We start from the raw sequence: 22,089 nt of genomic DNA, 5'->3' as shown, positions 1-22,089 counted from the left end.
TCGAAACGTGATCCATCACCCCGCTTCTCAAGGCCGGGGGTGCGGCCTATGCTGGCGGGAACAAGGTCCGGAAACAGGACCGGCAGGGGTGACAGGCGATGATCAGCAAGGACTGGACGATTCGGGCCGCGATGGCTGCCGGCATGGCGCTGGCCGTGCAGGGCTGCGCATCGTCGCCGAACCGCATGCCGCCCGCGGGCGGCTATGCGGGGCCTGCCTATGCGGCCCAGCCCGGTTATGCGCCCGCGCCCTATGCCGCCGCGCCCGCGCCCTATGCCGCCGCGCCCGCGCCCTATGCGGCACCCGCACCGGCCCCCTATCCGACGGCGCCCTATCCGGCCGCGGCCCCCTTCCCGGCGGCGCCCGTGGTGGCGGACCTGCCCGCTGCGACGACCGGCATCACCGGGGTGACCGAACGCAAGCCCGACCTGTGCAAGGCCAGCAGCTACGCCTCCAGCGTGGGCCAGCCCGGCAGCACGATCCCGACTCTCGGCCTGCCCGGCGCCTATCGCGTGGTCGAGTATCGCGGGATCGAACCCCAGGACTATGACCCCGACCGGCTCGTCTTCCGTCTGGATGCGACCGGCACCATCACCAAGATCGATTGCGGATGACCCCCATGCACAAGACCACGCTTGCCCTGATCCTTGCCGCGACGGCCCTTGCCGCCTGCGAACCCGCCTATGTCGAGCCGACCCCGCCCCCGGTCGTCGACGAATGCGGCGCCGCCGGCTATCAGGGCCTGATCGGCCAGCCCCGCACGGCCCTGTCGGCGATGAACTTCCCCTTGGGCACCCGCGTCATCGGCCCCGAGGACATGGTCACCGCCGATTTCCGCCCCGACCGGCTGAACATCGAATACGGCGTGAACGGGCGCATCACCAAGGTCAGCTGCTTCTGACCCGTTTGGCGTTGCGCCGGCCGCGACGGGCTGTCACCATTCCGACATGATGAACGCGATCCCGCCCGATGCCGACCGCGTGGTGTTCGACCGCAGGGAACTGAACCTGATCCTGTCGACCTACGGCCGCTTTGTGGCCGCGGGTGAATGGCGCGATTACGGCATGTCCTTTCTGCGCGACGCGGCGGTGTTCAGCGTCTTTCGCCGCGCCGCCGAACACCCCCTCTACCGGATCGAAAAACGTCCTCGGCTGCGTGCGGCCCAGGGCGCCTATGCCGTGATCGCGATGGACGGGCGCATCCTGAAACGCGGCCACGATCTGGCCCAGGTGCTGCGCGTGCTGGACGCCAAGCTGATCCGCCCCATCGACTAGGTGCCGCGCGGCTTGGCCCGCACCGTTGGATCGGCCGCGGTCGGGTCCTCGGGCCAGGGATGGCGCGGATAGCGGCCGCGCATGTCCTTTCTGACATCGGCATAGGAGCTGGCCCAGAACCCCGGCAGGTCCATCGTCACCTGCACCGGCTTGCCGCCCGGCGACAGCAGCGTGATCCGCAGCGGCCGCCCGCCCACCGCCGGATGGCGGGTGACGCCGAACAGCTCCTGCAGGCGCAGCTCGATCGACGGGTCCGCGCCCCCGTAATCGATCGGCACGCGGCGACCCAGGGGGGTGGTGAACTGCCCCGGCGCCTCCTGGTCCAGCCGCTGCTGGCCTGCCCATCCGATCCGCGCCTTCAGCGGCTCGACCAGGTCCAGCCCGCGCAGATCGGCCAGCGTCCGCACCCGGCCCAGCCAAGGCAGCAGCCAGTCGCCATCCGACAGCAGGTCGACATCCGCCACAGAGCCAAGGTCCGGCACCAGCGCGATCCGCGCCCGCAGACGCGCCGCGGCCGGGGTCCAGGGCAGCCCGTCCAGGCGCAATCCCTCCAACGCGGCCGCGGCCATCGCCTCGGCCGGGGCGTCGGGCCAGGGCCGGTCCGACAGCACCAGCGCGCCCAGCCGCTCCTGCAGGCGGGCGACGACGCGACCCTCGCGGCGCGACCATTCGCACAGGGCCTGCTGGCCGATCCGGTCGCCATGCAGCGCGCGCAGATCAGCCTCGTCCAGTCGCGCGGCCAGCCTGATGCGCGCCTCGCGCTGATCCCCGTCCAGATCCAGCGCCACGATCATCCGTTGCGCCGCCAGGCTGTCCTCCGATGCCAGCACCGCACCCTTGCCGCCCGACAGCACGAACCGCGCGTCGTCACCCTTGCGCCGCAGCCCGATCCGGTCGGGATAGGCCAGCGAGGCCATGCCGCCCGCCGACAGGGCCGCTAGGGGGGGTGTGGGGGGGACATCGTCCCCCCCGCCGTCGCGGGACGCAACCAGCCGCCGCAACCGCTTGGCCTCGGCCCTGATCCTCTCGATGCCCTGCCGGTTCACCTCGAATGCCGCACGCGCCCCCGGATCGCGGATCGCGCGCAGGCGATGCTCCAGATCGGCCCCCGCCCCGCGCGGCGGATCGCGGTCCGACAGCAGCGCCGCCAGATCGGCCGCAGCCGGCCCCGCCAGCGCCAGCATATGCGCCAGACGCGGATGCAGCGGCAACCGCGCCAGCACCCGGCCATGCGCCGTGATCCGCCCCTCCGCATCCAGCGCGCCCAGATCGGCCAGCAGCGCACGCGCCTCGGTCAGCGCGGCGTCCGGCGGCGGCGTCAGGAACGCCAGATCGGCGGCCCCCGCCCCCCAGACGGCCAGTTCCAGCGCCAGCCCGGTCAGGTCGGCCACGGCGATCTCGGGTGGCGCGAACCCCGGCAGCGCCCCCTCCTCGGCCCGCGCCCACATGCGATAGCAGATGCCCGGTGCCACCCGCCCCGCCCGGCCGCGCCGCTGCTCGGCCTCGGCGCGGCTGACCCGCTCGGTCACAAGCCGCGACATGCCGCTGCCCGGATCGAACCGGGCACGCCGCGCGCGCCCCGCATCCACGACCACCCGCACACCGGGGATCGTCAGCGACGTCTCGGCAATGGCCGTCGCCAGAACGATCCGCCGCACGGCTCCCGGCAGGGCCAGCGCCGCGCGCTGCGCCGCCGCCGGCAGCGCGCCATACAGAGGCAGCACCTCGCAGCCCGTCCCCGACAGGGCCGCCGTCACGCGGCGGATCTCTCCCTCTCCGGGCAGAAAGGCCAGGATCGTGCCGCCCGTCTCGCGCGTCTCGTCATGGGCCCTTGCGATCAGACGCGCGGCATCGTCCGCCAACCGCCCGCCCGCGGGCAGGGGCCGGTCCAGCCAGCGCGTCTCGACCGGAAAGGCCCGCCCCTCGGACGTCACCACAGGCGCGTCGTCCAGCATTGCCGCCACCGGCCCCGCGTCCAAGGTGGCGGACATCACCAGCACCGCCAGATCCTCGCGCAGGGCACCCCGCGCCTCCCAGACCAGGGCCAGCCCCAGATCGGCGTTCAGGCTGCGCTCGTGGAACTCGTCAAAGATCACGCAGCCCACGCCCTCCAGCGCGGGATCGGTCTGGATCATCCGCGTCAGGATGCCCTCGGTCACCACCTCGATGCGGCTGCCCTGAACCGATTCCCCGCGCATTCGGTATCCAACCCGCCCGCCCACGGCCTCGCCCAGGGAATGCGCCAGGCGCTCGGCCGCAGCGCGCGCGGCCAGGCGGCGCGGCTCCAGCATCAGGATGCGGCCCGCGACCTGATCCATCAGCGCCAGCGGCACCCGCGTCGTCTTGCCCGCGCCGGGCGGGGCCACCAGCACCGCGCGGCCATGGCTGCGGATCGCCGCGCACAGCGCAGGCAGGGCGTCGTCGATGGGCAGGGCATCCGTCATGCCCGCCTTCTAGCGCCGCCGGGGCACCGGGCACAATCGCGCCGCTACACATCGCGCCTCCGCGGACCTATCTTGCACCCGCGGCGTTGGGTGTCGCGAAACGAACAGGGGCAGACATGGGTATCCGCAGCGACGTGATGGAGGGGCTGGGCCTGTCCGATCCGGTGATCCGCATCGGCGTGACGGGCCTGTCGCGGGCCGGCAAGACGGTGTTCATCACCTCGCTGGTGGCGAACCTCCTGGAACGCGGGCGCATGTCGTCGCTGCGCGCCGCCGCCGACGGGCGGCTCAAGGCGGTGTGGTTGCAGCCCCAGCCCGACGACACCATCCCCCGCTTCGACTTCGAACGCCACCTGGCCGCGCTGACCGGCCCCGATCCGCACTGGCCCGACGGCACGCGTCACGTCAGCCAGCTGCGCCTGTCGCTGCGCCTGCAGGGCGGCGGCATGTTCGGGGGGCTGCGCGGCGCGCGCAACCTGCATGTGGACATCGTCGATTATCCCGGCGAATGGCTGCTGGACCTGCGCCTGATGGAACGCGACTTTGCGCAATGGTCGACCGAGGTGCTGGACCGCATCGCGGGCCGCCCCGGCGCCGACCGGTTCCTGACCGCGCTGCAGGCGCTGCCCCGCGATGACGGCTTCACCGAACCGCAGGCCCAGCAGCTGGCCGACATCTATACCGCGCATCTGAACGCGGCGCGCGACGCGGGCTGGTCGGACTGCACGCCCGGCCGGTTCCTGATCCCCGGAGAGCTGGCTGGATCGCCCGCCCTGACCTTTGCGCCCCTGCCGCCCGACCTGCAGGCCACGCGGCTTGGCCGAGAATTCCGCCGCCGGTTCGATGCCTACAAGTCGCGGGTGATCCGGCCCTTCTTTCGCGACCACTTTGCCCGCATCGACCGCCAGGTAGTGCTGGTCGACATCCTGGGCGCGATCCATCAGGGCCCCCAGGCGGTCGAGGACATGCGCCGCGCCATGGCCGACATCCTGTCGGCCTTCCGCCCCGGCCGCGCAGGCTGGCTGGGCCAGCTTCTGGGCACGCGGCGGGTTGAACGCATCCTGTTCGCCGCGACCAAGGCCGACCACCTGCACCACACCCAGCATAACCGCCTGACCGCGATCCTGTCCGCCATGCTGCGCGAGGCCCGCGACCGCGCCGATTTCCAGGGCGCCCGGACCGAGGCGATGGCCATCGCCGCCCTGCGCGCCACGACCGAGGACATGATCGCCCAGCCCGACGGCGACCTGCCCGCCGTGCGCGGACGCCTGCTGGACGGGCGGCAGGCCGCGTTCTTTCCGGGCGAACTGCCCACCGACCCCGCGGTGCTGCTGCATCCCGCGCGGCAGGGCGCGCAGGCGTGGCTGGATGCCGATTACGCGATCATGAACTTTGCCCCCGCCCCCCTGACCACGCGTCCGGGCGACGGCCCGCCCCACATCCGGCTGGACCGCGCCGCCGAATTCCTGATCGGAGACCGCCTGTGACCGACGCCCCCAAACGCCCGCGCGGTCCGGTCCTGATGCCCCTGGACGACGATACCGGCACCCGGCCGCGGCCGCCCCGCACGGAAACCCGCGCGGACGACGCCCCAAGCCCCGCCGATGCCCCTGTCATCGACATCAGCGACGCCCCGCTGCCCCAGCCGCGCACCATGCAGATGGTGGCCCGGCTGGTCGGGCGCCCACCATCGCGTCTGACGCGGTTGTTCATCAATGCCGGGGCGGCGCTGTTCACCTTCCTTCTGGGCGTGATGGCGCTGGATTTCATTGACGGGCTGATGACCCGCTATCCGCTGCTGGGCTGGATCGCCGTCACGCTGTTCGCGGTCTTCACCATCGCGGCCCTGGGGATGGCGCTGCGGGAATGGCGGGCATGGCGGCGGATGGCCAGGATCGACGCGCTGCAGCGGCAGGCCGGCGCCGCCTTGGCCGCCGAGAGCCTGGATCAGGCCAAGGCGGTTGCCGACGGCCTGGTCGCCCTCTATGCCAAGCGCCCCGAGATGGAGTGGCAGCGTCAGCGCCTGGCCGACCGCCGGGCCGAAACCTTTGACGCCCAGGCCCTGCTGACCCTGGCCGAGACAGAGCTGCTGGCCGGGCTGGACCAGCAGGCGCGCCGCGAGATCGAGGCCGCCGCCCGGACGGTCGCCGCGACGACCGCGCTGGTCCCGCTGGCCCTGGCCGACGTGGCGGCCGCCCTGGCCGCGAACCTGCGCATGATCCGCCGCATGGCCGAGATCTATGGCGGGCGCGCCGGTGCCGTCGGCGGCTGGCGCCTGGCGCGGACGGTGATGACGCATCTGATCGCCACGGGCGCGGTGGCGGCCGGGGACGACCTGATCCACACGATGGCGGGGGGCGGCATTTTGGCCAAGCTGTCGCGCCGTTTCGGCGAAGGTTTGGTGAACGGCGCACTGACCGCCCGCGTGGGCATCGCCGCGATGGAGGTCTGCCGCCCGCTGCCGTTCCTGTCGCAGCCCCGGCCCAAGGTCGGAAACCTGGTCAGCCGCGCGCTGACCGGCCTGTTTTCGAACGACGACGCCCGCTAGTCCAGCGCCAGCTTGTATCCGACATGCGACGGGACGAACCCCAGCCCGTCATAGAACCGGTGCGCATCCGTGCGCGACCGGTCCGTCGTCAGCTGCACCAGCGCGCAACCCCGCGCCCGGCATTCCGCGATGGCCCAGTCCATCATCGCCCGGCCCAGGCCCGCGCCGCGATGGCTGCGGGCGACGCGCACCGCCTCGATCTGGCCACGCAGCGCGCCGCCGCGGGCCAGCCCCGGGATGAAGGTCAGTTGCAGGGTGCCGACCACCCGGTCCCCGTCCTGCGCCACGGCCAGCATCTGCGCCGGATCGGCGTCGATGAGATCGAAGGCCGCACGATACCGCGCGGCATCCGCCAGGTCCTCTCGCCCGGCGCCCAACTGATCGTCGGCCAGCAGGGCAAGGATCGCGGGCAGGTCGGCCGCGGTGGCGCGGCGGAACGCGGTCACGGGGCCTCGGCCGGCAGGTCGGGCGCGTCTTCGGTGGGGGCCATTTCGGTCGATCCCTGGTCGGCCTCGATCAGGCGGTTGTCCTGCCATTCGCCCGACGCGATCTGGCCGGTGGCATAGCGCATGACGCCCTGCCCCTGGCGCTTGCCCGCGGCAAAGGTGCCCTCGTACCGGTCGCCGTTGCCATAGGTCGCGACGCCGGTGCCGTCGATCTCTCCCGCCTTCCAGCCGCCTTCGTAGATGAACCCGTCGGGCGTGGTCAGGCGGCCCTGGCCCTCGCGCAGCCCGTCCGCGAAGCTGCCGGTATAGACCGTGCCGTCGGGATAAGTGGCCTGCCCCTCGCCGTGGCGCTGGCCGTCCTTCCAGGCACCGGAATAGACATAGCCGTCGGGATAGGACATGCGCCCCTGCCCGTCGTTGCGCGCGTTGCGAAAGCCCCCCTCATAGACCATGCCGTTGGCATAGCTGGCCTTGCCCTCGCCCTCGATCACGCCCTCGGACCACTGGCCCTCGTAGGTCGAGCCGTCGGCATAGGTGATCTTGCCGGTGCCGTCGGGCCGGTCGGCGCGCATCTGGCCCAGATAGACGGACCCGTCGGGATAGGTGATCTGGCCACGGCCCTCCATGCGGCCTTCGGACCATTCGCCGACATAGACGTAACCGTCCGCGCCGGTGAACGTGCCTTGGCCGTGGCGGCGGTCATCGGCGAAATCGCCGTCATAGACGTCGCCGTTGGCATAGGTCGCGACACCCTTGCCCTGCCGACGCCCGCCCTGCATCTGGCCCTCGTACCGGTCGCCCGTCGGCTGGACCAGAACCCCCGACCCGGACATCTGACCCGCTGCCCAGACCCCTTCGTAGGTCAGCCCGTCCGACATCACCAGCTTGCCCTGTCCCGCGCGCTGGCCGGCCAGCATCGCGCCCTCATAGGTGGCGCCGTCGGGATAGGTGATCTTGCCCTGCCCCTCCTTGACGCCGGCGTTCCAGTCGCCCTCGTAGCGATAGCCGTTGGCCTGAGTCAGCACGCCCTGCCCCTGATGCAGGCCGCTGACGAACTGGCCCTCGTAGACGGACCCGTTGGCATAGCGGGCGACGCCCTGCCCGGTGATCTCTCCCTCGGCCCAGGCGCCTTCGTAGGTGCCGCCGTCGGCATAGGTGATCTTGCCCTGGCCATGCGGCTTGCCGCCCGCGAACTGGCCCTCATAGACGGACCCGTTGGGAAACGCGGCGCGGCCCTGGCCCATGATCTGGCCCTCGACCCAGTCCCCCTCGTAGCGATAGCCGTTGGGCAGGACATAGCTGCCCTGGCCGTGCTGCAGCCCGTTGCGGAAGGTGCCTTCGTAGACGCCGCCATCGTCGTACTGCTTGGTGATGACCTGAGCGGCCGCAGGGCCTGCCCAGATCGCCAATGCCAAGGCCGTTCCGATTGCCGCTTTCATCGCCTGTCGCCCCTTACGGTGTTTTGCCGCAGGTTTACCCCGGAAGGCACCCATGCGCAAAGGCCGACTTTTCCTTGGCCGGGCGATCCTCTATCCAAGGGGCCACACAACCGGGGTGCCCGTGATGACCGACCGTTTCCGCCTGACCATCGGGCAGCTGAACGCCACCGTGGGCGACCTGGACGGCAACGCCGCCCGCGCGCGCGATGCCTGGGAACAGGCGCGCGATGCAGGCGCCGACATGCTGGCCCTGCCAGAGATGTTCATCACCGGATACCAGACCCAGGACCTGGTGCTGAAACCCGCCTTCACCGCCCAGGCCGAGGATGCGATCATGGCCCTTGGCACGTCGCTGACGGGCGGCCCCGCCATCGGCATCGGCGGGCCGTGGCGCGACGGCGGCCGTCTTTACAACGCGTGGTGGGTGTTCCGGGACGGGGCGCTGGTGGCGCGCGTGCTGAAGCATCACCTGCCCTACAAGCAGCTGTTCGACGAATTGCGCCTGTTCGACAGCGGCCCGATCAGTGGCCCCTATCCGGTCGGCGCGGCCCGCATCGGCAGCCCGATCTGCGAGGACAGCTGGTACCCGGACGTGGCCGAGACGCTGGCCGAGACCGGGGCCGAGATCCTGGTCGTGCCGAACGGCAGCCCCTATCACCGCGACAAGCTGGACCTGCGCATGGGCCACATGGTCGGCCGCGTGGTCGAGACGGGCCTGCCCTTGGTCTATGTGAACATGGTCGGCGGCCAGGACGACCAGCTTTATGACGGGGCCAGCTTCGTGCTGAACCCCGGCGGCCACAAGGTCGTGCAGCTGCCCGCCTTCCAGGAGGCGGTGGTGCATGTCGACTTTACCCATGGCCCCGATGGCTGGCGGGCCGAACCGGGCCTGATGGCGCCCCAGCCCGACGCGTGGGAACAGGATTACCACGCGATGATGCTGGGCCTGCGCGACTATCTGCGCAAGTCGGGGTTCCGCCGCGTGCTGCTGGGCATGTCGGGGGGCATCGATTCTGCGCTGGTCGCCACCATCGCCTGCGACGCGATCGGGCCGGAAAACGTGCGCTGCGTGATGCTGCCGTCGGAATACACCTCCCAAGCCAGCCTGGAGGATGCGGCCGATTGCGCGACGCGGCTTGGCGCGCGGCTGGACACCGTGCGCATCGACGGGGCGCGCGACGCGGTGGGCGGCGCACTGGCGCATCTGATGGAGGGCACCCAGCCCGACATCACCGAGGAGAACATCCAGTCCCGCCTGCGCGGCGTGATGCTGATGGCGCTGTCCAACAAGTTCAACGAGATGCTGCTGACCACCGGCAACAAGTCCGAGGTCGCGGTGGGCTATGCCACCATCTATGGCGACATGGCGGGCGGCTATAACCCGATCAAGGACCTCTACAAGACGCGGGTGTTCGAGACCTGCCGCTGGCGGAATGCCAACCATCGCGACTGGATGATGGGCGCGCCCGGAGAGGTGATCCCCCAGCGGATCATCACCAAGCCGCCGTCGGCCGAACTGCGCCCCGACCAGCGCGACGACGACAGCCTGCCGCCCTATGAGGTTCTGGACGCGATCCTGGACGGGCTGGTGGAACAGGATCTGTCGCTGGCCGACCTGGTCGCGCGGGGGTTCGATGCGGACACGGTGCGGCAGGTGGAAAAGCTGCTCTATGTCAGCGAATGGAAGCGGTATCAGGCCGCACCGGGGCCACGCATCTCGACCCGCGCCTTCTGGCTGGACCGCCGCTATCCGCTGGTGAACCGCTGGCGCGACCGGCTGTAGGTTTCAGAACTCCAGCCAGGTGCCCACCCGGACGGCCTGTTCGGACGGGCCGGACAGGGGATTGACCATGCCCAGTTCCACCTTGACCGGGCCGGGCACGTCGAACACCAGCGACGACATCAGACGGGCGGAATATTCCTCGTCCTGGGGGTGCTCCAGCCACAGGCTGTTGATGACCATCAGCCCGTCACGCGGACGCAGGCCCAGGGTCACGTCGGTCTTGATCACCCGTTCGGCGGTCAGGAAGCTGGCGGCAAAGGACGGGCGCATGGGCGCGCGCGGGTCCGGCGCGCTGCCGGTCATCTTGGCCAGCACCTGCGCGGTGATCCAGCCCCGGTCGAAACCGCGCCCCCAGGACAGCGCGCCCTGGACCACCGGCATGGCAAGGTCGTCCCGCCGGATCACCCCCGCGCCCGATTGCATCGCAAAGCGGTTCGGCCCCTGACCGTCGTCCAGCGCGCGCTGCAGCCACAGGATGGCACTGGTCTCCGCCTGATCGGCGCGGCCCAGCTCCATCCCCAGCGTGGTGCGCGGCGTCAGCCCGTATTCGGCATAGGCCGAGGCATAGCTGCTGCCCGCGCGATTGCGTTCCCCCGACAGCGACAGGAAGGTCCGCCCGGCCTCGCGCGGCCAGGGCCCGGCCTGCACCGCGGCGGGCAGCATCAGCGCCAGGAACAGGACAAGTCTGATCATCGGCCGGCCCTTTCGTGCCACGGGTCGCCCCAGATCTGGCACAACCCGCGCGTGCGGGCGAGAGGGAAACGATCCGTCAGGGGATCTCGATCTTGCCCACCAGGGGTACGTCGTCTTGGGGGCCGACAGTGTGACGCTCGATCATGCGGTGGACCAGCGGATCGGTGTCGCCCTGGTGCAGCGCGCGCAGGGCCACCGCGACCTCGGCATCCGACTTGGTGCGGCGCAGGTTGTGGCGGACATATTCGTCCCAGGTCGCGATGTGATAGCTTTCGCTCCACTGGTCGGGATGCTCCAGGTCGCGCAGCAGCGACCAGTTGCGCGCCCCGTCCCGCCTGCGGATGTTGCGCCGCCGCTGCATCAGGCGCAGGAATTCCGGCACATCGGCCTGGTCGATGCGGTAATCGACCATCACCATGATCGGCCCCGACCGCCCCCGCAGGTCCAGCATCAGCGCGGGCTCGCGGAAGCGGTTCACCGGGTCCAGATCGACCGCCCCGAATTCGGGCGCCCGCAGCCAGAACCCGATCGCAGCCCCCAGCAGCAGCACGCCCCCGGCGGCCGTCAGCGCCGCATCCAGGCCCTGCGTGCCCGCCACCATGCCCCAGATCCAGGCGCCCGCCGCCATGCCGCCGAAGGTCGCCATCTGGTACAGCGCCAACGCGCGGGCCACGACCCAGCGCGGTGTGGACAGCTGCACCGTCACGTTGAACAGCGACAGCGCCAGCACCCAGGACGCCCCCGCAGGCAGCATCGCCGCCGCGTGCAGCCAGACCGACTGCGTCTGGCCCAGGACCAAGGCCGAGAGCGCAAAGCCCGCAAAGGCCATGCGCACGACGTTCTCGTTGTTCAGCCGGGCGCGGATGCGGGGGTTCAGCAGCGCGCCGCCGATCGCGCCGACGCCATAGCATCCCAGCAGGCCGCCAAACAGCAGCGACCCCCCCTCGGGGTGGCTCTTGGCGACCAGCGGCAGCAGCGCCAGCACGGCGATGGCGGCAAAGCCGAACAGCGCGCCGCGCGACATCACCCGCAGCAGGTTGGGCGACAGCGCGACATAGCGCAGGCCCGCCCCCATCGCGGCCATGAACGGTTCGGGCGTGGTGACGCGCGGCGCCAGCTTGGGCTTCCATTGCGACATCGCCCCCAGCAGCGGCAGATAGCTGATGGCGTTGACCGCAAAGGCAGCCGACGCGCCCAGCGTGGCCACGATCAGGCCGCCCGCCGCGGGCCCCACGCTGCGCATCAGGTTGAAGCCCACGGAATTCAGGCTGACCGCCGCGGGCAGGTCCTTCCGGTCGACCAGATCGCCCATGCTGGCCTGCCAGGGCGGGTTATAGACCGCCTGCCCCGCTCCCAGCATGAAGGTGAAGCCCAGCAGCAGCCACGGCGTCAGCCCCCCCGTCCAGGCCACCGCGGCCAGGGCCAGCGACACCACCGCCATGAAGATGAGCGCGCCCATCAGCAGCGTCTTGCGGTCAAAGATGTCGGCCAGCGCCCCCGCCCCGATCGCCAGCAGCATGATCGGCAGCGTGTTCGAGGCCTGCACCAGCGCGATCAGCGTGGCGCTGTCGGTCAACTGGGTCATCAGCCAGGCCGCGCCCACGGCCTGCACCAGGCCGCCGAAATTCGACACCAGCGTCGCGCTCCACAGCAGGCGAAAGTCGCGATAGCCCAGCGGCGCCAGCGCGCCGGTCCGGGCGGGGACAGTGGTGGGGTCTGTCGAAGGGGTCACGGATCGGCCTTTCCTGCGGCGGGCATCGCGGTCAGCCTAGGCGGGCACCCGCGAACCCGCAACGCCGGCGCCCGCCCGATCGACGCAAAGTTTTCGCCTGCACATGAAACCCGAAGACACGCCAAGTTGTTCATTAGGCGCATAAAGGTGATCCACCTGACGCCGTAGCGCCACAGAGATCGGGCGCAGACGCGGCACGGACCCCGTCGAGGGTGGCTCGGGGTTGACGCGGATCGGCGGGCGGCCTCATGGAAGAACATGCGAATCGCGCCCGCCCTGCGGCGCAACAGAACAGATGCTGCCTCGGAACCGCCTCTGCCGGCGCGACCGACGATGAACAAGGAACAAGCAACGATGCGCCTCGCTTCCCTTTTCGCGGCGCTGGCCCTGGGGCTGGCGGCCTGCGGTCCCTCGCAAGAGACCACGACCCCCACCGCCCAGCAGCCGGTCGAGATCCCCGAGATCTACAAGGCCCGCACCGACCGCGGCCCGGACGGAGAGCCGATTCCCATCGCGGCCGTCCGCGCTGCCTATCTGAACGACCGCAACACCCGCCAGCTGGTGTCCTATAACGGCACCGAGGCCCCCGGCACCATCGTCGTCGACCCCTATGCACGCGTCCTCTATCACGTGCAGCCCGGCGGCCAGGCGATGCGGTACGGCGTGGCGGTGGGGCGCGCGGGCCTGACCTTCGAAGGTCGCGCCACGATCGCGCGCAAGGCGGCCTGGCCCAGCTGGCGCCCGACCGACAACATGCTGCGGACCGAACCCCAACTTTACGGCCAGTTCGCGGGCGGCCTGCCCGGCGGCATGCAGAACCCCCTGGGGTCGCGCGCGCTGTACCTGTACCAGGGCAGTGTCGACACCTATTACCGCATTCACGGCACGCTGGACCCCTCGTCCATCGGCAAGGCCACGTCGGCGGGCTGCATCCGGATGTTCAACCAGGACGTCATCGACCTGTTCGAACAGATCCCCACGGGAACCGAGGTGATCGTCCGTTCGCAGGCCGAAAGCGTCGCGATGGAAGGCCCGATGCAGGAAACGCCCGAAGGCTATGTCGTGCCCGCCGCCGCGGTGCAGCCGACGGCCGACCCGGCTGCGACCGCGCAGGTCGCATCCGCGCCGACGCAGACCGCGGTGGTTGCATCCGCACCGGTCGAATCTGCCGTGCCGACGGGGTTCACCGATCCCTATGCCGCAATGACGGCGGTTCCGGCCGCGACCTCGGTCCAGCCGTCGCTGGTCAGCGATCCGTTCGCCACGGATGCGGGCTTTGTCTCTCCGGTCGAAAGCGCCGTGCCCTCCCGGTAACGGGGCGGCCACGCCTGCGAAAAGATCAGGGGGCTCCGGTTGCGACCGGGGCCCTTTCCAATTGCAAATGCGCCGATTCCTGCGCACAGTCCTGCCGAACACATCATCCGTCCGCCAAGGGTCCCGCGAATGCCGTATTATGCCAAGCGCGAACAGGAACTGCTCAACCCCGATCAACTGACGCTGGCCGAACAGAGCCGCCATCCCGCGCTTGGGGCGCTGGACGATGCGGCGTTGCTGACGCTGATCGACGCGCTGCGCGCCGCTCGCGCCGAGGCGACGACCGCAGAGGGCGACCCGGCCCCGGCCGAAATGCTGCGCGCGGCCCTGCGCCGGACCGACATGGAACGCCGCAAGCGCCGCCTTGCCGCGCCCGGCACCCCCTCCCCCGCGCCGACGGCGGCCAAGGCGGCTGCCAAACCTGCCGGTGCCAAGCCCGCGACCGCCAAGCGCAAGCAGGCGACCGTGCCGCGCACACCCGCCGACCGCAAGTCCGCCGAGACGCGCAAGACGGACCTGCGGACGGAACCGCACCGCATTCCCAAGCGCGGTGCAAAGGCCGCGCCCGCCCCGGCCGACGCCGTGGCAGAGCCCGCGACCACCGCGACCGCAGGCGACGACAAGGCGCAGAAATCCGCCAAGCAGGCGGCCCGCAAGGCCCAGAAGGATGCCGCCAAGGCCGTCGAGAAGGAAGAAGCCAAGGCCGCCCGCAAGGCGGAGCGCCAGGCCGCCAAGCAGGCCCAGAAGGCCGAGGCCAAAGCCGCCAAGGCCGCCAAGACCGCGCGCCGCGCCGCCCGCAAGGCCGAACGTCAGGCCGAGAGCCCCGAGGCCAAGGCCGCGCGCAAGAGCGCCAAGCCCGCCAAGGACAAGCCCGCAAAGGCCAAGTCGGCCGAGGCCAAGCCCGCCAAGAAATCCAAGTCGAAGAAGTCCAAGTGATCGTCCGCCCGCGCACCGGGCGCGGGCGGATGAACGGCCCGTCGCGATGATGACCCTTTCCAGACATCTTGGTGCCGCCGTCGTGGCGCTGTTCTGCGTGGCCGCGCCCCTGTCCGCGCGCCCCGCCATCGACGCCGCCCACGGCCTGCCCCCGCCCCGCACGTCCGAAGACCTGCGCTGCAGCGATGACGGGCGCGACTGCATCGCGCGCGACAGCTATGCCGCGGATGTCTGCAAGCTGATCGAACGCAATGCCGCCGATCACGGGCTGGACCCCGCCTTCCTGGCGCGCCTGCTGTGGAAGGAGAGCCGATTCGAACCTTCTGCCGTCAGCCCGGCGGGCGCGCTTGGCATCGCGCAGTTCATGCCGGGCACGGCCGATCTGTATTGGCTGGACGATCCGTTCAACCCGGCCCAGGCCATTTCCAAGGCCGCGTGGTATCTGGGCCAGTTGCGCGACCGGTTCGGCAATATCGGCCTGGCCGCCGTCGCCTATAACGGCGGAGAGAACCGCGCTGCGCGGTTCATCGCGCAGGCCACGACCCTGCCCTATGAGACGGTCGACTATGTCGAATCGATCACCGGGTTCAGCGCGCATCGCTGGCGCGACAACCCCCCGCCCCAGCAGGAGGTCAAGCTGGCCCTGGCCGACGACCAGGCCTTTCGCCCGGCCTGCGAGCGGATGGCCGGCGACCGGTCGCTGCGCGAGTTCAACACCCAGCCCCCGGCGATGCCTTGGGGCGTGGTCGTGGCCAGCCATCCCAGCCAGGCGGGCGCGGCCCAGCAGGTCGCGCGGCTGAACCGCACCCTGCGGCCGATCCTGACCGACGGGGCGCGGGTGGGCTATGTCCGCAAGCGGCTGAACAGCATGCCGCGCGCCGTCTTCACCGCGCAGGTCGGCTATTCGTCGCGCGACGAGGCCACGCGGTTCTGCAACCGGTTCAAGTCGCTTGGCGGGCGCTGCATCGTGCTGAAGAACTGATCACAGAAAGCTTTGCGGGTCGATGTCCACGGACAGGCGCATGTTCGTGGGCAGCTTGACCCCCGCCAGCCAATCGGCGATTGCCGCCTGCAGCGGCGCCTGACGCGGCGCGCGGATCAGCATGCGCATGCGGTGGCGTCCCCGCACCCGCGCGATGGGCGCAGGCGCCGGCCCCCACAGTTCGGCCCCGACCTCGGCCAGGGGGGTGGCCAGACCGGCCAGATGGCGCGCGAAATCGGCGACCGTGCCCAGGTCCGGATGGGACAGGATGATCCCCGCCAGTCTGCCGAAGGGCGGCATGCCCGCCGCCTGACGGCCCGCGGCCTCGGCATCCCAGAACGTCTCGTCCTGCCCCGACAGGATCGCCCGGATCACCGCGTGATCGGGCTGGTGCGTCTGCAGAAGCGCAACCCCCGGCGCCGCCCCCGACTGCCGCCCGGCCCGCCCGGCCACCTGGCGCATCAGCTGAAAGCTGCGCTCCGCCGCGCGCAGGTCGGCCCCCTGCAGGCCCAGATCGGCATCGACCACGCCCACCAGCGTCAGGCGCGGAAAGTTGTGTCCCTTGGCCACGATCTGCGTGCCGATGATGATGTCGGTGTCGCCTTCCGAGATCTGGGCGATCGCCTCCTTCAGCGCGCGGGCGGAATGGAACAGGTCCGAGGACAGCACGGTGGCCTTGGCGTCGGGGAACCGCACTGCCACCTCCTCGGCGATGCGCTCGACGCCGGGGCCGATGGGGGCCAGCTTGCCCTCGACCCCGCAGCTGGGACAGGCGGTGGGGATGGGCCGAGTCTCTCCGCATTGGTGGCAGACCAGGCGGTTCTGGAACCGGTGCTCGACCATCCGCGCATCGCATTGATGACAGCCGATCTGCTCCCCGCAGGCGCGGCAGACGGTGACCGGCGCAAACCCGCGCCGGTTCAGGAAGATCAGGGATTGCTCACCCTTGGCCAGCCGGTCGGTCACCGCCTGCGCCAGCGTCGGAGAGATCCAGCGCCCCTGCTCCATCGCCTCGGCGCGCAGGTCGATGGCGGCCATCTGCGGCAGCTCGGCCTCGCCATAGCGGGATCGCAGGTCCAGGCGTGCGTATTTCCCGGTCGCGGCGTTCACCCAGCTTTCCAAGGAGGGCGTGGCCGAGGCCAGCACCACCTGCGCGCGGTTGATGGAGGCGCGCAGCACCGCCATGTCGCGGGCGCTGTAATAGACGACGTCCTCCTGCTTGTAGCTGCCGTCATGCTCCTCATCGACGACGATCAGGCCCAGATCGGCAAAGGGCAGGAACAGCGCCGAACGCGCGCCGACGACCAGCCCGACCTGACCGCGCCCGGCCATGTGCCACAGCCGGCGGCGTTCGGTGCGGGTGATGCCGCTGTGCCATTCGCCGGGCCGCGCGCCGAACCGCGCCTCGACCCGGTCCAGGAATTCGGCCGACAACGCGATTTCCGGCAACAGGACCAGTGCTTGCCGCCCCTGCGCCAGGCATTCGGCCACGGCCTCCAGATAGACCTCGGTCTTGCCCGACCCGGTGACCCCGCGCAGCAGCGTGGTGCCGTAACCGCCCGCCCGGATCGCGCCGCGCAGCGTGTCGGACGCCGCCTGCTGATCGGGGGCCAGGGGCTTACCCGGCCGCGTAGGGTCCAGCGTGGGATAGGGCAGATCGCGCGGTGCCTCGATCTCGGCCAGGGCACCGCTGGCGACCAGGCCCTTGACCACCGACGTGCCGACGCCCGCCAGCTGTGCCAGTTCGGATGCCGCAAAGCTGGCCCCGCCGTGATCGGCCATGACCTGCAGCACGCGGGTCCGCGCCTCGGTCGCACGACCGGGCTGGCCCGATCCGGGCACGATGATGCGCCGCGCGGCCGGCGGCTGATCGATGTCGGGCGCGCGCGTGGCCATGCGCAGCATCAGCGGCAGCGGCGTCAGCGTGTATTCCGCCGCCCGCGTCAGGAAATCCAGGAACCGCGCGTCGAAGGGCTGTGCGTCCAGCACGCGGGCCACGGCGCGCAGCTTGGCCAGGTCGAAATCGCCCTTGCCCCGCCCCCAGACCAGCCCCAGCACCCGGCGCGGCCCCAGGGGCACCAACACCAACTGTCCCTGGCGCACGCCCTCGTCGGGCGCCAGATAGTCCAGCACGCCGACCGTCTCGGCGGTCAGCACCGCGATGCGGGCGCGGGGGGGGAAGAATTCTGGCGGGGTCATGATGGCGCGATAAAGACGGGGCCGCGCGCCGGTTGCAAGCCCCCGCATGGGTTGTGCCCCTTCCCGCCCGCCCCCATCTGCAGTATCACCCAGACAAACGCACCCTGAGGAGACGCGCCATGAAATTCTTTGTCGACACCGCCGATATCGCCGCGATCAAGGAGCTGAACGACCTGGGCATGGTCGATGGCGTCACCACCAACCCGTCGCTGATCCTGAAGTCGGGCCGCGCCATCGCCGAGGTCACGGCCGAGATCTGCGCCATGGTCGAGGGTCCCGTCAGCGCCGAGGTCGTGGCCGAGAAGGCCGACGACATGATCGCCGAAGGCCGCCACCTGGCCAAGATCGCGCCGAACGTCTGCATCAAGGTGCCGCTGACCTGGGACGGCCTGAAGGCCTGCCGCGTGCTGTCGGACGAGGGCCACAAGCTGAACGTCACGCTGTGCTTCAGCCCGGCCCAGGCGATCCTGGCCGCCAAGGCGGGTGCGACCTTCATCAGCCCGTTCATCGGGCGCCTGGACGACATCCATCTGGACGGCATGGACCTGATCGCCGACATCCGCGAGATCTATGACAACTACGGCTACGAGACCGAGATCCTGGCGGCATCGATCCGCACGGTGAACCACATCGTGGACGCGGCCAAGATCGGCGCCGACGTGATCACCGCGCCGCCCTCGGTCATCAAGTCGATGGCGAACCACATCCTGACCGACAAGGGTCTGGCGCAGTTCAACGCGGACTGGGCCCAGACCGGCCAGAAGATCCTCTGATCCGCGCCCCCCGGAGAGACCCGCATGACCGACGCGCTGGACCCTGAAACCCGCGACCGGCTGCTGGCCGATCCGGGCGCGATCCTGGCCGACCGGGACCTGATGCGGGCCCTGGTCGCCGCACGCGAGGCCGAGGTCGGCGACAATGTCATCGACATCCGCGGCCGCGCGATGCAGGCGCTGGAGACCCGGCTGGACCGGCTGGAATCCACGCATGAAAGCGTGATCGCCGCCGCCTATGACAACCAGTCCGGCATGGCGGTAATCCACCGTGCCGTCCTGGGCCTCTTGGAGACGGCCGACCTGGCCGACTTCATCGCCGCCCTGCAGACCGACATCGCCCCCCTGCTGCGCATCGAGACGCTGCGCCTGGTGGTCGAGGACGATCCCGCCCTGGACCTGCCGCGCGATGCGGTGGCGGTCCCCCACGGCACCATCGACCGCATCCTGACCGCCGGGCGGCGAGCGCCGCGTGGCGACGACATCGTGTTGCGCGCGGCCCTGGTGGTGACCCGCCCCCTGCATGGCCGCACCATCGCGTCCGAGGCGTTGCTGCCGCTGGACCTGGGTCCGGCGCGACCGCGCACGGTGCTGCTGATGGGCAGCAGCGATCCGACGCGGTTCATGCCCGCGCATGGCACGGACCTGTTGCGGTTCTTCGGCCAGGTGTTCCGCATGGCCCTGCTGGCCCGGTTGCCCGGATGATGGCCCCGGCCACGGCCGACGCCCTGCACCGCTGGCTGGAGACCGAGGCCGCGGCCCGCGACCGGTCCGACCATACGGTGACCGCCTATCGCGCCGATCTGGTCGCGTTCCTGCAGTTCATCGCGGCCCATTGGGGCGAACCCGTCCCCCCCGCGGCCCTCGCCCGCCTGCGCCAGGCCGACATGCGCGCATTCGCGGCGTCCGAACGCGGCCGGGGTCTGGGCGCGCGGTCGCTGGCGCGGCGCATGTCCGGGGTGCGGTCGTTCCTGCGCTGGATCTCGGACCGCGAGGGGCTGGACCTGTCCGCCGCCCTGTCGACCCGCAGCCCGAAATACAGCCGCAGCCTGCCGCGCCCGTTGACCCCCCTGCAGGCCCAGGACACGCTGGACCGCGTGGCCGATCACGCAACCCCCTGGGTGGGCGCGCGCGACCTGGCGGTGCTGACCCTGCTGTGGGGGTCGGGGCTGCGCATCTCCGAGGCGCTGGCGCTGGAGGGGGCGGACTGGCCCTTTCCGGAAGGGCTGATCATCCGCGGCAAGGGCGGGCGCGAACGGCAGGTGCCGGTCCTGCCGGTGGCCCGCGACGCGATCGCGGCCTATCTGCGCCTGTGCCCCTGGGGACACCGCACCGACGCGCCGCTGTTTCGCGGCATCCGCGGCGGCCGCCTGACCGCCAGCGCGGTCGAGGGCGCGATGCGCCAGGCCCGCGCGGCCATCGGCCTGCCGGCCAGCGCGACGCCCCATGCCCTGCGCCACAGCTTTGCCACGCATCTTCTGTCCGCGGGTGGCGATCTGCGCACCATCCAGGAACTTTTGGGCCATGCCAGCCTGTCGACCACCCAGGTCTATACCGGGGTGGACGACGCGCGGCTGATGGCCGTCTATCGCGCCGCGCACCCGCGCGGTTGAACCCCGGCGCGCCCGCAGGCGTTTGCCCCATCATCCACCAACGAGGCCCCGATGACCGATCACGCCATCTTTCACCGCCCCCTGGGGGCCACCCCGCCCGCCGGCTATGACCAGGCGATCTTCGGCATGGGCTGCTATTGGGGGGTGGAGCGGCTGTTCTGGAAGCAGAACGGCGTCTGGCTGACCGAGGTCGGCTTTGCCGGCGGCGACGTCCAGAACCCCACCTATGACCAGGTCAAGCGCGGCGACACCGGCCATGCCGAGGTCGTGCGCGTGATCTATGACAGCTCGCTGATCAGCTATGATCACCTGCTGCAGCTGTTCTGGGAAAACCACGACCCCACGCAGGGGGACCGGCAGGGCAACGACGTGGGCAACCAGTATCGCAGCCTGATCATGACCTTCACAGACCTGCAGGAATCGGCGGCCGAGGCGTCCAAGATCGACTATGACAATCGTCTGGCCGTGCAGGGCATGGACAAGATCACCACGCAGATCGTCCCCGCCGGCCCCTTCTGGCCCGCGCACGAGGCGCATCAGCAATATCTGGAAAAGAACCCCGACGGTTATTGCGGCCTGAAGGGCACCGGCGTACAGGCCAGCATCCCCAACCCGGATCCGATCTGATGGCCACCTATACCGCGCTGACCCACCTGCCCGGCCGCGAAGCCGCCGAAGACCTGGCGCTTGCCTGCGAGGACCTGACCCCCGAACCCGTCGGCACCGGCGTCTTCGAGATCGAGGACGGCAGCGAACGGTGGGAGGTGGGCGCCTATTTCACCGAAGCCCCTGACGAGATCGCGCTGGCGATCCTGGCGGCCGCCTATGGCGCGCAGCCCTTTGCGGTGTCCGAACTGCCCGATGTCGATTGGGTCGCCCATGTCAAACGCGAACTGACCCCCGTCCGCGCGGGCCGGTTCTTCGTGCATGGCAGCCACGATGTCGACCAGATCCCTGAAGGTGTCGAAGCGCTGTGGATCGAGGCCGCGATGGCCTTCGGCACCGGGCACCACAACACCACCAAGGGCTGCCTTGAGGCGCTTGACCGCCTGGCCACCGACGGGTTCAAGGCGACGCGCATTGCCGATATCGGCTGCGGCACGGCGGTCTTGGCGATGGCCGCGGCACGGCTGTGGCACGTCACGGTCTTGGCCAGCGACATCGACCCGGTTGCCGTCGACACCGCCGCCGCCAACGTGATCGCCAACGGCCTAGACGGTCGTGTGGAATGCGTCGAGGCGGCGGGGTTCGACCACCCGATGCTGGAACGTGCGGCGCCCTATGACCTGGTGCTGGCCAACATCCTCAAGCAGCCGCTCATCGATCTGGCGCCCGACATGGCGCGCCATGTCGCCAAGGACGGCCGCATCGTGATGTCGGGCATTTTGACCACCCAGGCGGATGAGGTCACCGCCGCGTATCAGGTCGTGGGCTTTGCCCCCGACCGGCGCGACGACATGGGCGACTGGACCACGCTGGTGATGATCCGGGGCTGACCCCACGCCACCATCCGGACATGAAAAAACCCCCGCGAGCATTCCGCTTTCGGGGGTTCGTTCGTCAATTGTGGCAGCAAGCCTTAGAAGCCGCGCGCAACCCGCTCGATGTCGCCGCGGCACAGACCGATATCGTCCAGCTCGCGGTCCGACAGGCGGCCCAGTTCGCGACGCGTCATGCGGGTTTCCCGCCAGGACGCGATCAGCGACGTGATTTGCGCCACGACGTTGCCCACGCCTCCGACAGCCACGCTGCGGTTCGTTTCGATCGTCGACATCAGTTCACCTGTTTTCACTTTGCCCGGTCAGCGGGCACATTTCGGATAGACAGGAGATAGTTTCGGCAGCCCACGAACGGTAGCCGCAAAACCGGCAACCCCGCTATGCGCTTTTCGCAACAGGTGGGCGTGTTTCTGT

21 protein-coding genes are annotated in these 22,089 nt (G+C 70.4%); 14 read left to right on the top strand and 7 right to left on the bottom strand.

Annotation, left to right across the window (positions count from 1 at the left end; genetic code table 11):
* The first annotated feature begins 98 nt into the window (after nucleotides 1–98).
* The 3 genes from EOJ32_RS20245 to EOJ32_RS03860 are packed head-to-tail and all read left to right on the top strand — an operon-like array spanning nucleotide 99 to nucleotide 1,274.
* Complete coding sequence (locus EOJ32_RS20245; RefSeq protein ID WP_205963175.1) at nucleotides 99–614, top strand: hypothetical protein; 516 nt, start codon at nucleotides 99–101, stop codon at nucleotides 612–614.
* Nucleotides 615–619: 5 nt separating this feature from the next.
* Nucleotides 620–901: an I78 family peptidase inhibitor gene (locus EOJ32_RS03865; protein WP_045983098.1), complete on the top strand. Its 282-nt coding sequence runs from the start codon at nucleotides 620–622 to the stop codon at nucleotides 899–901.
* A 46-nt stretch (nucleotides 902–947) separates the two neighbouring features.
* Nucleotides 948–1,274 (top strand): DUF2794 domain-containing protein, encoded by a 327-nt coding sequence (locus EOJ32_RS03860; RefSeq protein ID WP_045983091.1) that lies wholly within the window; start codon nucleotides 948–950, stop codon nucleotides 1,272–1,274.
* On the opposite strand, the gene hrpB is transcribed toward EOJ32_RS03860, so the two are convergent.
* Nucleotides 1,271–3,718 carry an ATP-dependent helicase HrpB gene (gene hrpB, locus EOJ32_RS03855; protein ID WP_127897760.1) on the bottom strand — a complete coding sequence of 816 codons (2,448 nt, stop codon included), beginning with the start codon at nucleotides 3,716–3,718 and terminating at the stop codon, nucleotides 1,271–1,273. The genes EOJ32_RS03860 and hrpB overlap by 4 nt on opposite strands.
* 116 nt (nucleotides 3,719–3,834) lie before the next feature.
* On the opposite strand from hrpB, the gene EOJ32_RS03850 reads away from it, so the two are divergent.
* Nucleotides 3,835–5,205, top strand: coding sequence for a YcjX family protein (locus EOJ32_RS03850; protein WP_046000766.1), 1,371 nt, complete (start codon nucleotides 3,835–3,837; stop codon nucleotides 5,203–5,205).
* Nucleotides 5,202–6,266 carry a YcjF family protein gene (locus EOJ32_RS03845; RefSeq protein ID WP_127897759.1) on the top strand — a complete coding sequence of 355 codons (1,065 nt, stop codon included), beginning with the start codon at nucleotides 5,202–5,204 and terminating at the stop codon, nucleotides 6,264–6,266. The genes EOJ32_RS03850 and EOJ32_RS03845 overlap by 4 nt, the downstream gene beginning before the upstream one ends.
* On the opposite strand, the gene EOJ32_RS03840 is transcribed toward EOJ32_RS03845, so the two are convergent.
* Together EOJ32_RS03840 and EOJ32_RS03835 are read right to left on the bottom strand one after the other, a co-directional pair.
* A complete protein-coding gene (locus EOJ32_RS03840; RefSeq protein ID WP_240542486.1) occupies nucleotides 6,263–6,712 on the bottom strand; it encodes a GNAT family N-acetyltransferase in 450 nt (149 codons plus the stop codon). The two genes, EOJ32_RS03845 and EOJ32_RS03840, sit on opposite strands and share 4 nt — an antisense overlap.
* Entirely contained in the window at nucleotides 6,709–8,151 is a 1,443-nt protein-coding gene (locus tag EOJ32_RS03835) for an MORN repeat-containing protein (RefSeq protein ID WP_127897757.1), read from the bottom strand. The genes EOJ32_RS03840 and EOJ32_RS03835 overlap by 4 nt, the downstream gene beginning before the upstream one ends.
* A 124-nt stretch (nucleotides 8,152–8,275) precedes the next feature.
* On the opposite strand from EOJ32_RS03835, the gene EOJ32_RS03830 reads away from it, so the two are divergent.
* Nucleotides 8,276–9,934, top strand: a complete 1,659-nt coding sequence (locus tag EOJ32_RS03830) for an NAD+ synthase (RefSeq protein ID WP_127897756.1) — start codon at nucleotides 8,276–8,278, stop codon at nucleotides 9,932–9,934.
* A 3-nt stretch (nucleotides 9,935–9,937) separates the two neighbouring features.
* Here EOJ32_RS03830 and EOJ32_RS03825 read toward each other — a convergent pair whose 3' ends face one another.
* Together EOJ32_RS03825 and EOJ32_RS03820 are read right to left on the bottom strand one after the other, a co-directional pair.
* Complete coding sequence (locus EOJ32_RS03825; RefSeq protein WP_127897755.1) at nucleotides 9,938–10,627, bottom strand: hypothetical protein; 690 nt, start codon at nucleotides 10,625–10,627, stop codon at nucleotides 9,938–9,940.
* 76 nt (nucleotides 10,628–10,703) lie between these two features.
* A complete protein-coding gene (locus tag EOJ32_RS03820; protein WP_371705892.1) occupies nucleotides 10,704–12,359 on the bottom strand; it encodes an MFS transporter in 1,656 nt (551 codons plus the stop codon).
* Nucleotides 12,360–12,713: 354 nt separating this feature from the next.
* Between EOJ32_RS03820 and EOJ32_RS03815 the strand changes: the two genes are divergently transcribed.
* The 3 genes from EOJ32_RS03815 to EOJ32_RS03805 all read left to right on the top strand — a co-directional run bounded on the left by EOJ32_RS03815 (nucleotide 12,714) and on the right by EOJ32_RS03805 (nucleotide 15,591).
* Complete coding sequence (locus EOJ32_RS03815) at nucleotides 12,714–13,673, top strand: L,D-transpeptidase (protein ID WP_127897754.1); 960 nt, start codon at nucleotides 12,714–12,716, stop codon at nucleotides 13,671–13,673.
* Nucleotides 13,674–13,802: 129 nt separating this feature from the next.
* Entirely contained in the window at nucleotides 13,803–14,609 is an 807-nt protein-coding gene (locus tag EOJ32_RS03810; RefSeq protein ID WP_127897753.1) for a hypothetical protein, read from the top strand.
* Nucleotides 14,610–14,655: 46 nt separating this feature from the next.
* Nucleotides 14,656–15,591 carry a lytic transglycosylase domain-containing protein gene (locus EOJ32_RS03805; protein ID WP_240542485.1) on the top strand — a complete coding sequence of 312 codons (936 nt, stop codon included), beginning with the start codon at nucleotides 14,656–14,658 and terminating at the stop codon, nucleotides 15,589–15,591.
* Here the strand turns inward: EOJ32_RS03805 and EOJ32_RS03800 are convergent, their stop codons facing one another.
* On the bottom strand, nucleotides 15,592–17,790 hold the full coding sequence (locus EOJ32_RS03800; RefSeq protein WP_127899269.1) for a primosomal protein N': 2,199 nt from the start codon (nucleotides 17,788–17,790) through the stop codon (nucleotides 15,592–15,594).
* Nucleotides 17,791–17,909: 119 nt separating this feature from the next.
* Here EOJ32_RS03800 and fsa point away from each other — a divergent pair, with 119 nt between their 5' ends.
* The 5 genes from fsa to EOJ32_RS03775 are packed head-to-tail and all read left to right on the top strand — an operon-like array spanning nucleotide 17,910 to nucleotide 21,672.
* Nucleotides 17,910–18,563, top strand: a complete 654-nt coding sequence (fsa, locus tag EOJ32_RS03795; protein ID WP_046000760.1) for a fructose-6-phosphate aldolase — start codon at nucleotides 17,910–17,912, stop codon at nucleotides 18,561–18,563.
* A gap of 24 nt (nucleotides 18,564–18,587) precedes the next feature.
* Complete coding sequence (locus EOJ32_RS03790; protein WP_045980932.1) at nucleotides 18,588–19,268, top strand: DUF484 family protein; 681 nt, start codon at nucleotides 18,588–18,590, stop codon at nucleotides 19,266–19,268.
* Nucleotides 19,265–20,176, top strand: a complete 912-nt coding sequence (locus EOJ32_RS03785; protein WP_127897752.1) for a tyrosine recombinase XerC — start codon at nucleotides 19,265–19,267, stop codon at nucleotides 20,174–20,176. The genes EOJ32_RS03790 and EOJ32_RS03785 overlap by 4 nt, the downstream gene beginning before the upstream one ends.
* A gap of 51 nt (nucleotides 20,177–20,227) precedes the next feature.
* Entirely contained in the window at nucleotides 20,228–20,803 is a 576-nt protein-coding gene (gene msrA, locus EOJ32_RS03780) for a peptide-methionine (S)-S-oxide reductase MsrA (protein WP_084697183.1), read from the top strand.
* A complete protein-coding gene (locus EOJ32_RS03775; RefSeq protein ID WP_127897751.1) occupies nucleotides 20,803–21,672 on the top strand; it encodes a 50S ribosomal protein L11 methyltransferase in 870 nt (289 codons plus the stop codon). Before msrA ends, EOJ32_RS03775 begins: the two co-directional genes overlap by 1 nt.
* 83 nt (nucleotides 21,673–21,755) lie before the next feature.
* Here the strand turns inward: EOJ32_RS03775 and EOJ32_RS03770 are convergent, their stop codons facing one another.
* Complete coding sequence (locus tag EOJ32_RS03770) at nucleotides 21,756–21,950, bottom strand: DUF1127 domain-containing protein (protein WP_042250734.1); 195 nt, start codon at nucleotides 21,948–21,950, stop codon at nucleotides 21,756–21,758.
* Nucleotides 21,951–22,089 lie beyond the last annotated feature (139 nt).

It is taken from the genome of Paracoccus sp. Arc7-R13, assembly GCF_004010775.1.
In the GTDB taxonomy this organism is placed as follows: Bacteria; Pseudomonadota; Alphaproteobacteria; order Rhodobacterales; family Rhodobacteraceae; genus Paracoccus; species Paracoccus marcusii.
Note: the sequence above shows the minus strand (reverse complement) of the source record. Positions and strands in the feature narration are given on the sequence as shown.

Excerpts from the sequence above, each read along its gene's own strand:
- EOJ32_RS03825 (WP_127897755.1), bottom strand. The coding sequence starts at position 10,627 with ATGATCAGACTTGTCCTGTTCCTGGCGCTGATGCTGCCCGCCGCGGTG.
- fsa (WP_046000760.1), top strand. The coding sequence starts at position 17,910 with ATGAAATTCTTTGTCGACACCGCCGATATCGCCGCGATCAAGGAGCTG.
- EOJ32_RS03810 (WP_127897753.1), top strand. The coding sequence starts at position 13,803 with ATGCCGTATTATGCCAAGCGCGAACAGGAACTGCTCAACCCCGATCAA.
- EOJ32_RS03830 (WP_127897756.1), top strand. The coding sequence starts at position 8,276 with ATGACCGACCGTTTCCGCCTGACCATCGGGCAGCTGAACGCCACCGTG.
- EOJ32_RS03865 (WP_045983098.1), top strand. The coding sequence starts at position 620 with ATGCACAAGACCACGCTTGCCCTGATCCTTGCCGCGACGGCCCTTGCC.
- EOJ32_RS03800 (WP_127899269.1), bottom strand. The coding sequence starts at position 17,790 with ATGACCCCGCCAGAATTCTTCCCCCCCCGCGCCCGCATCGCGGTGCTG.
- EOJ32_RS03835 (WP_127897757.1), bottom strand. The coding sequence starts at position 8,151 with ATGAAAGCGGCAATCGGAACGGCCTTGGCATTGGCGATCTGGGCAGGC.
- EOJ32_RS03790 (WP_045980932.1), top strand. The coding sequence starts at position 18,588 with ATGACCGACGCGCTGGACCCTGAAACCCGCGACCGGCTGCTGGCCGAT.
- msrA (WP_084697183.1), top strand. The coding sequence starts at position 20,228 with ATGACCGATCACGCCATCTTTCACCGCCCCCTGGGGGCCACCCCGCCC.
- EOJ32_RS03775 (WP_127897751.1), top strand. The coding sequence starts at position 20,803 with ATGGCCACCTATACCGCGCTGACCCACCTGCCCGGCCGCGAAGCCGCC.
- hrpB (WP_127897760.1), bottom strand. The coding sequence starts at position 3,718 with ATGACGGATGCCCTGCCCATCGACGACGCCCTGCCTGCGCTGTGCGCG.
- EOJ32_RS03815 (WP_127897754.1), top strand. The coding sequence starts at position 12,714 with ATGCGCCTCGCTTCCCTTTTCGCGGCGCTGGCCCTGGGGCTGGCGGCC.
- EOJ32_RS03805 (WP_240542485.1), top strand. The coding sequence starts at position 14,656 with ATGATGACCCTTTCCAGACATCTTGGTGCCGCCGTCGTGGCGCTGTTC.
- EOJ32_RS03770 (WP_042250734.1), bottom strand. The coding sequence starts at position 21,950 with ATGTCGACGATCGAAACGAACCGCAGCGTGGCTGTCGGAGGCGTGGGC.
- EOJ32_RS03850 (WP_046000766.1), top strand. The coding sequence starts at position 3,835 with ATGGGTATCCGCAGCGACGTGATGGAGGGGCTGGGCCTGTCCGATCCG.
- EOJ32_RS03860 (WP_045983091.1), top strand. The coding sequence starts at position 948 with ATGATGAACGCGATCCCGCCCGATGCCGACCGCGTGGTGTTCGACCGC.
- EOJ32_RS03785 (WP_127897752.1), top strand. The coding sequence starts at position 19,265 with ATGATGGCCCCGGCCACGGCCGACGCCCTGCACCGCTGGCTGGAGACC.
- EOJ32_RS20245 (WP_205963175.1), top strand. The coding sequence starts at position 99 with ATGATCAGCAAGGACTGGACGATTCGGGCCGCGATGGCTGCCGGCATG.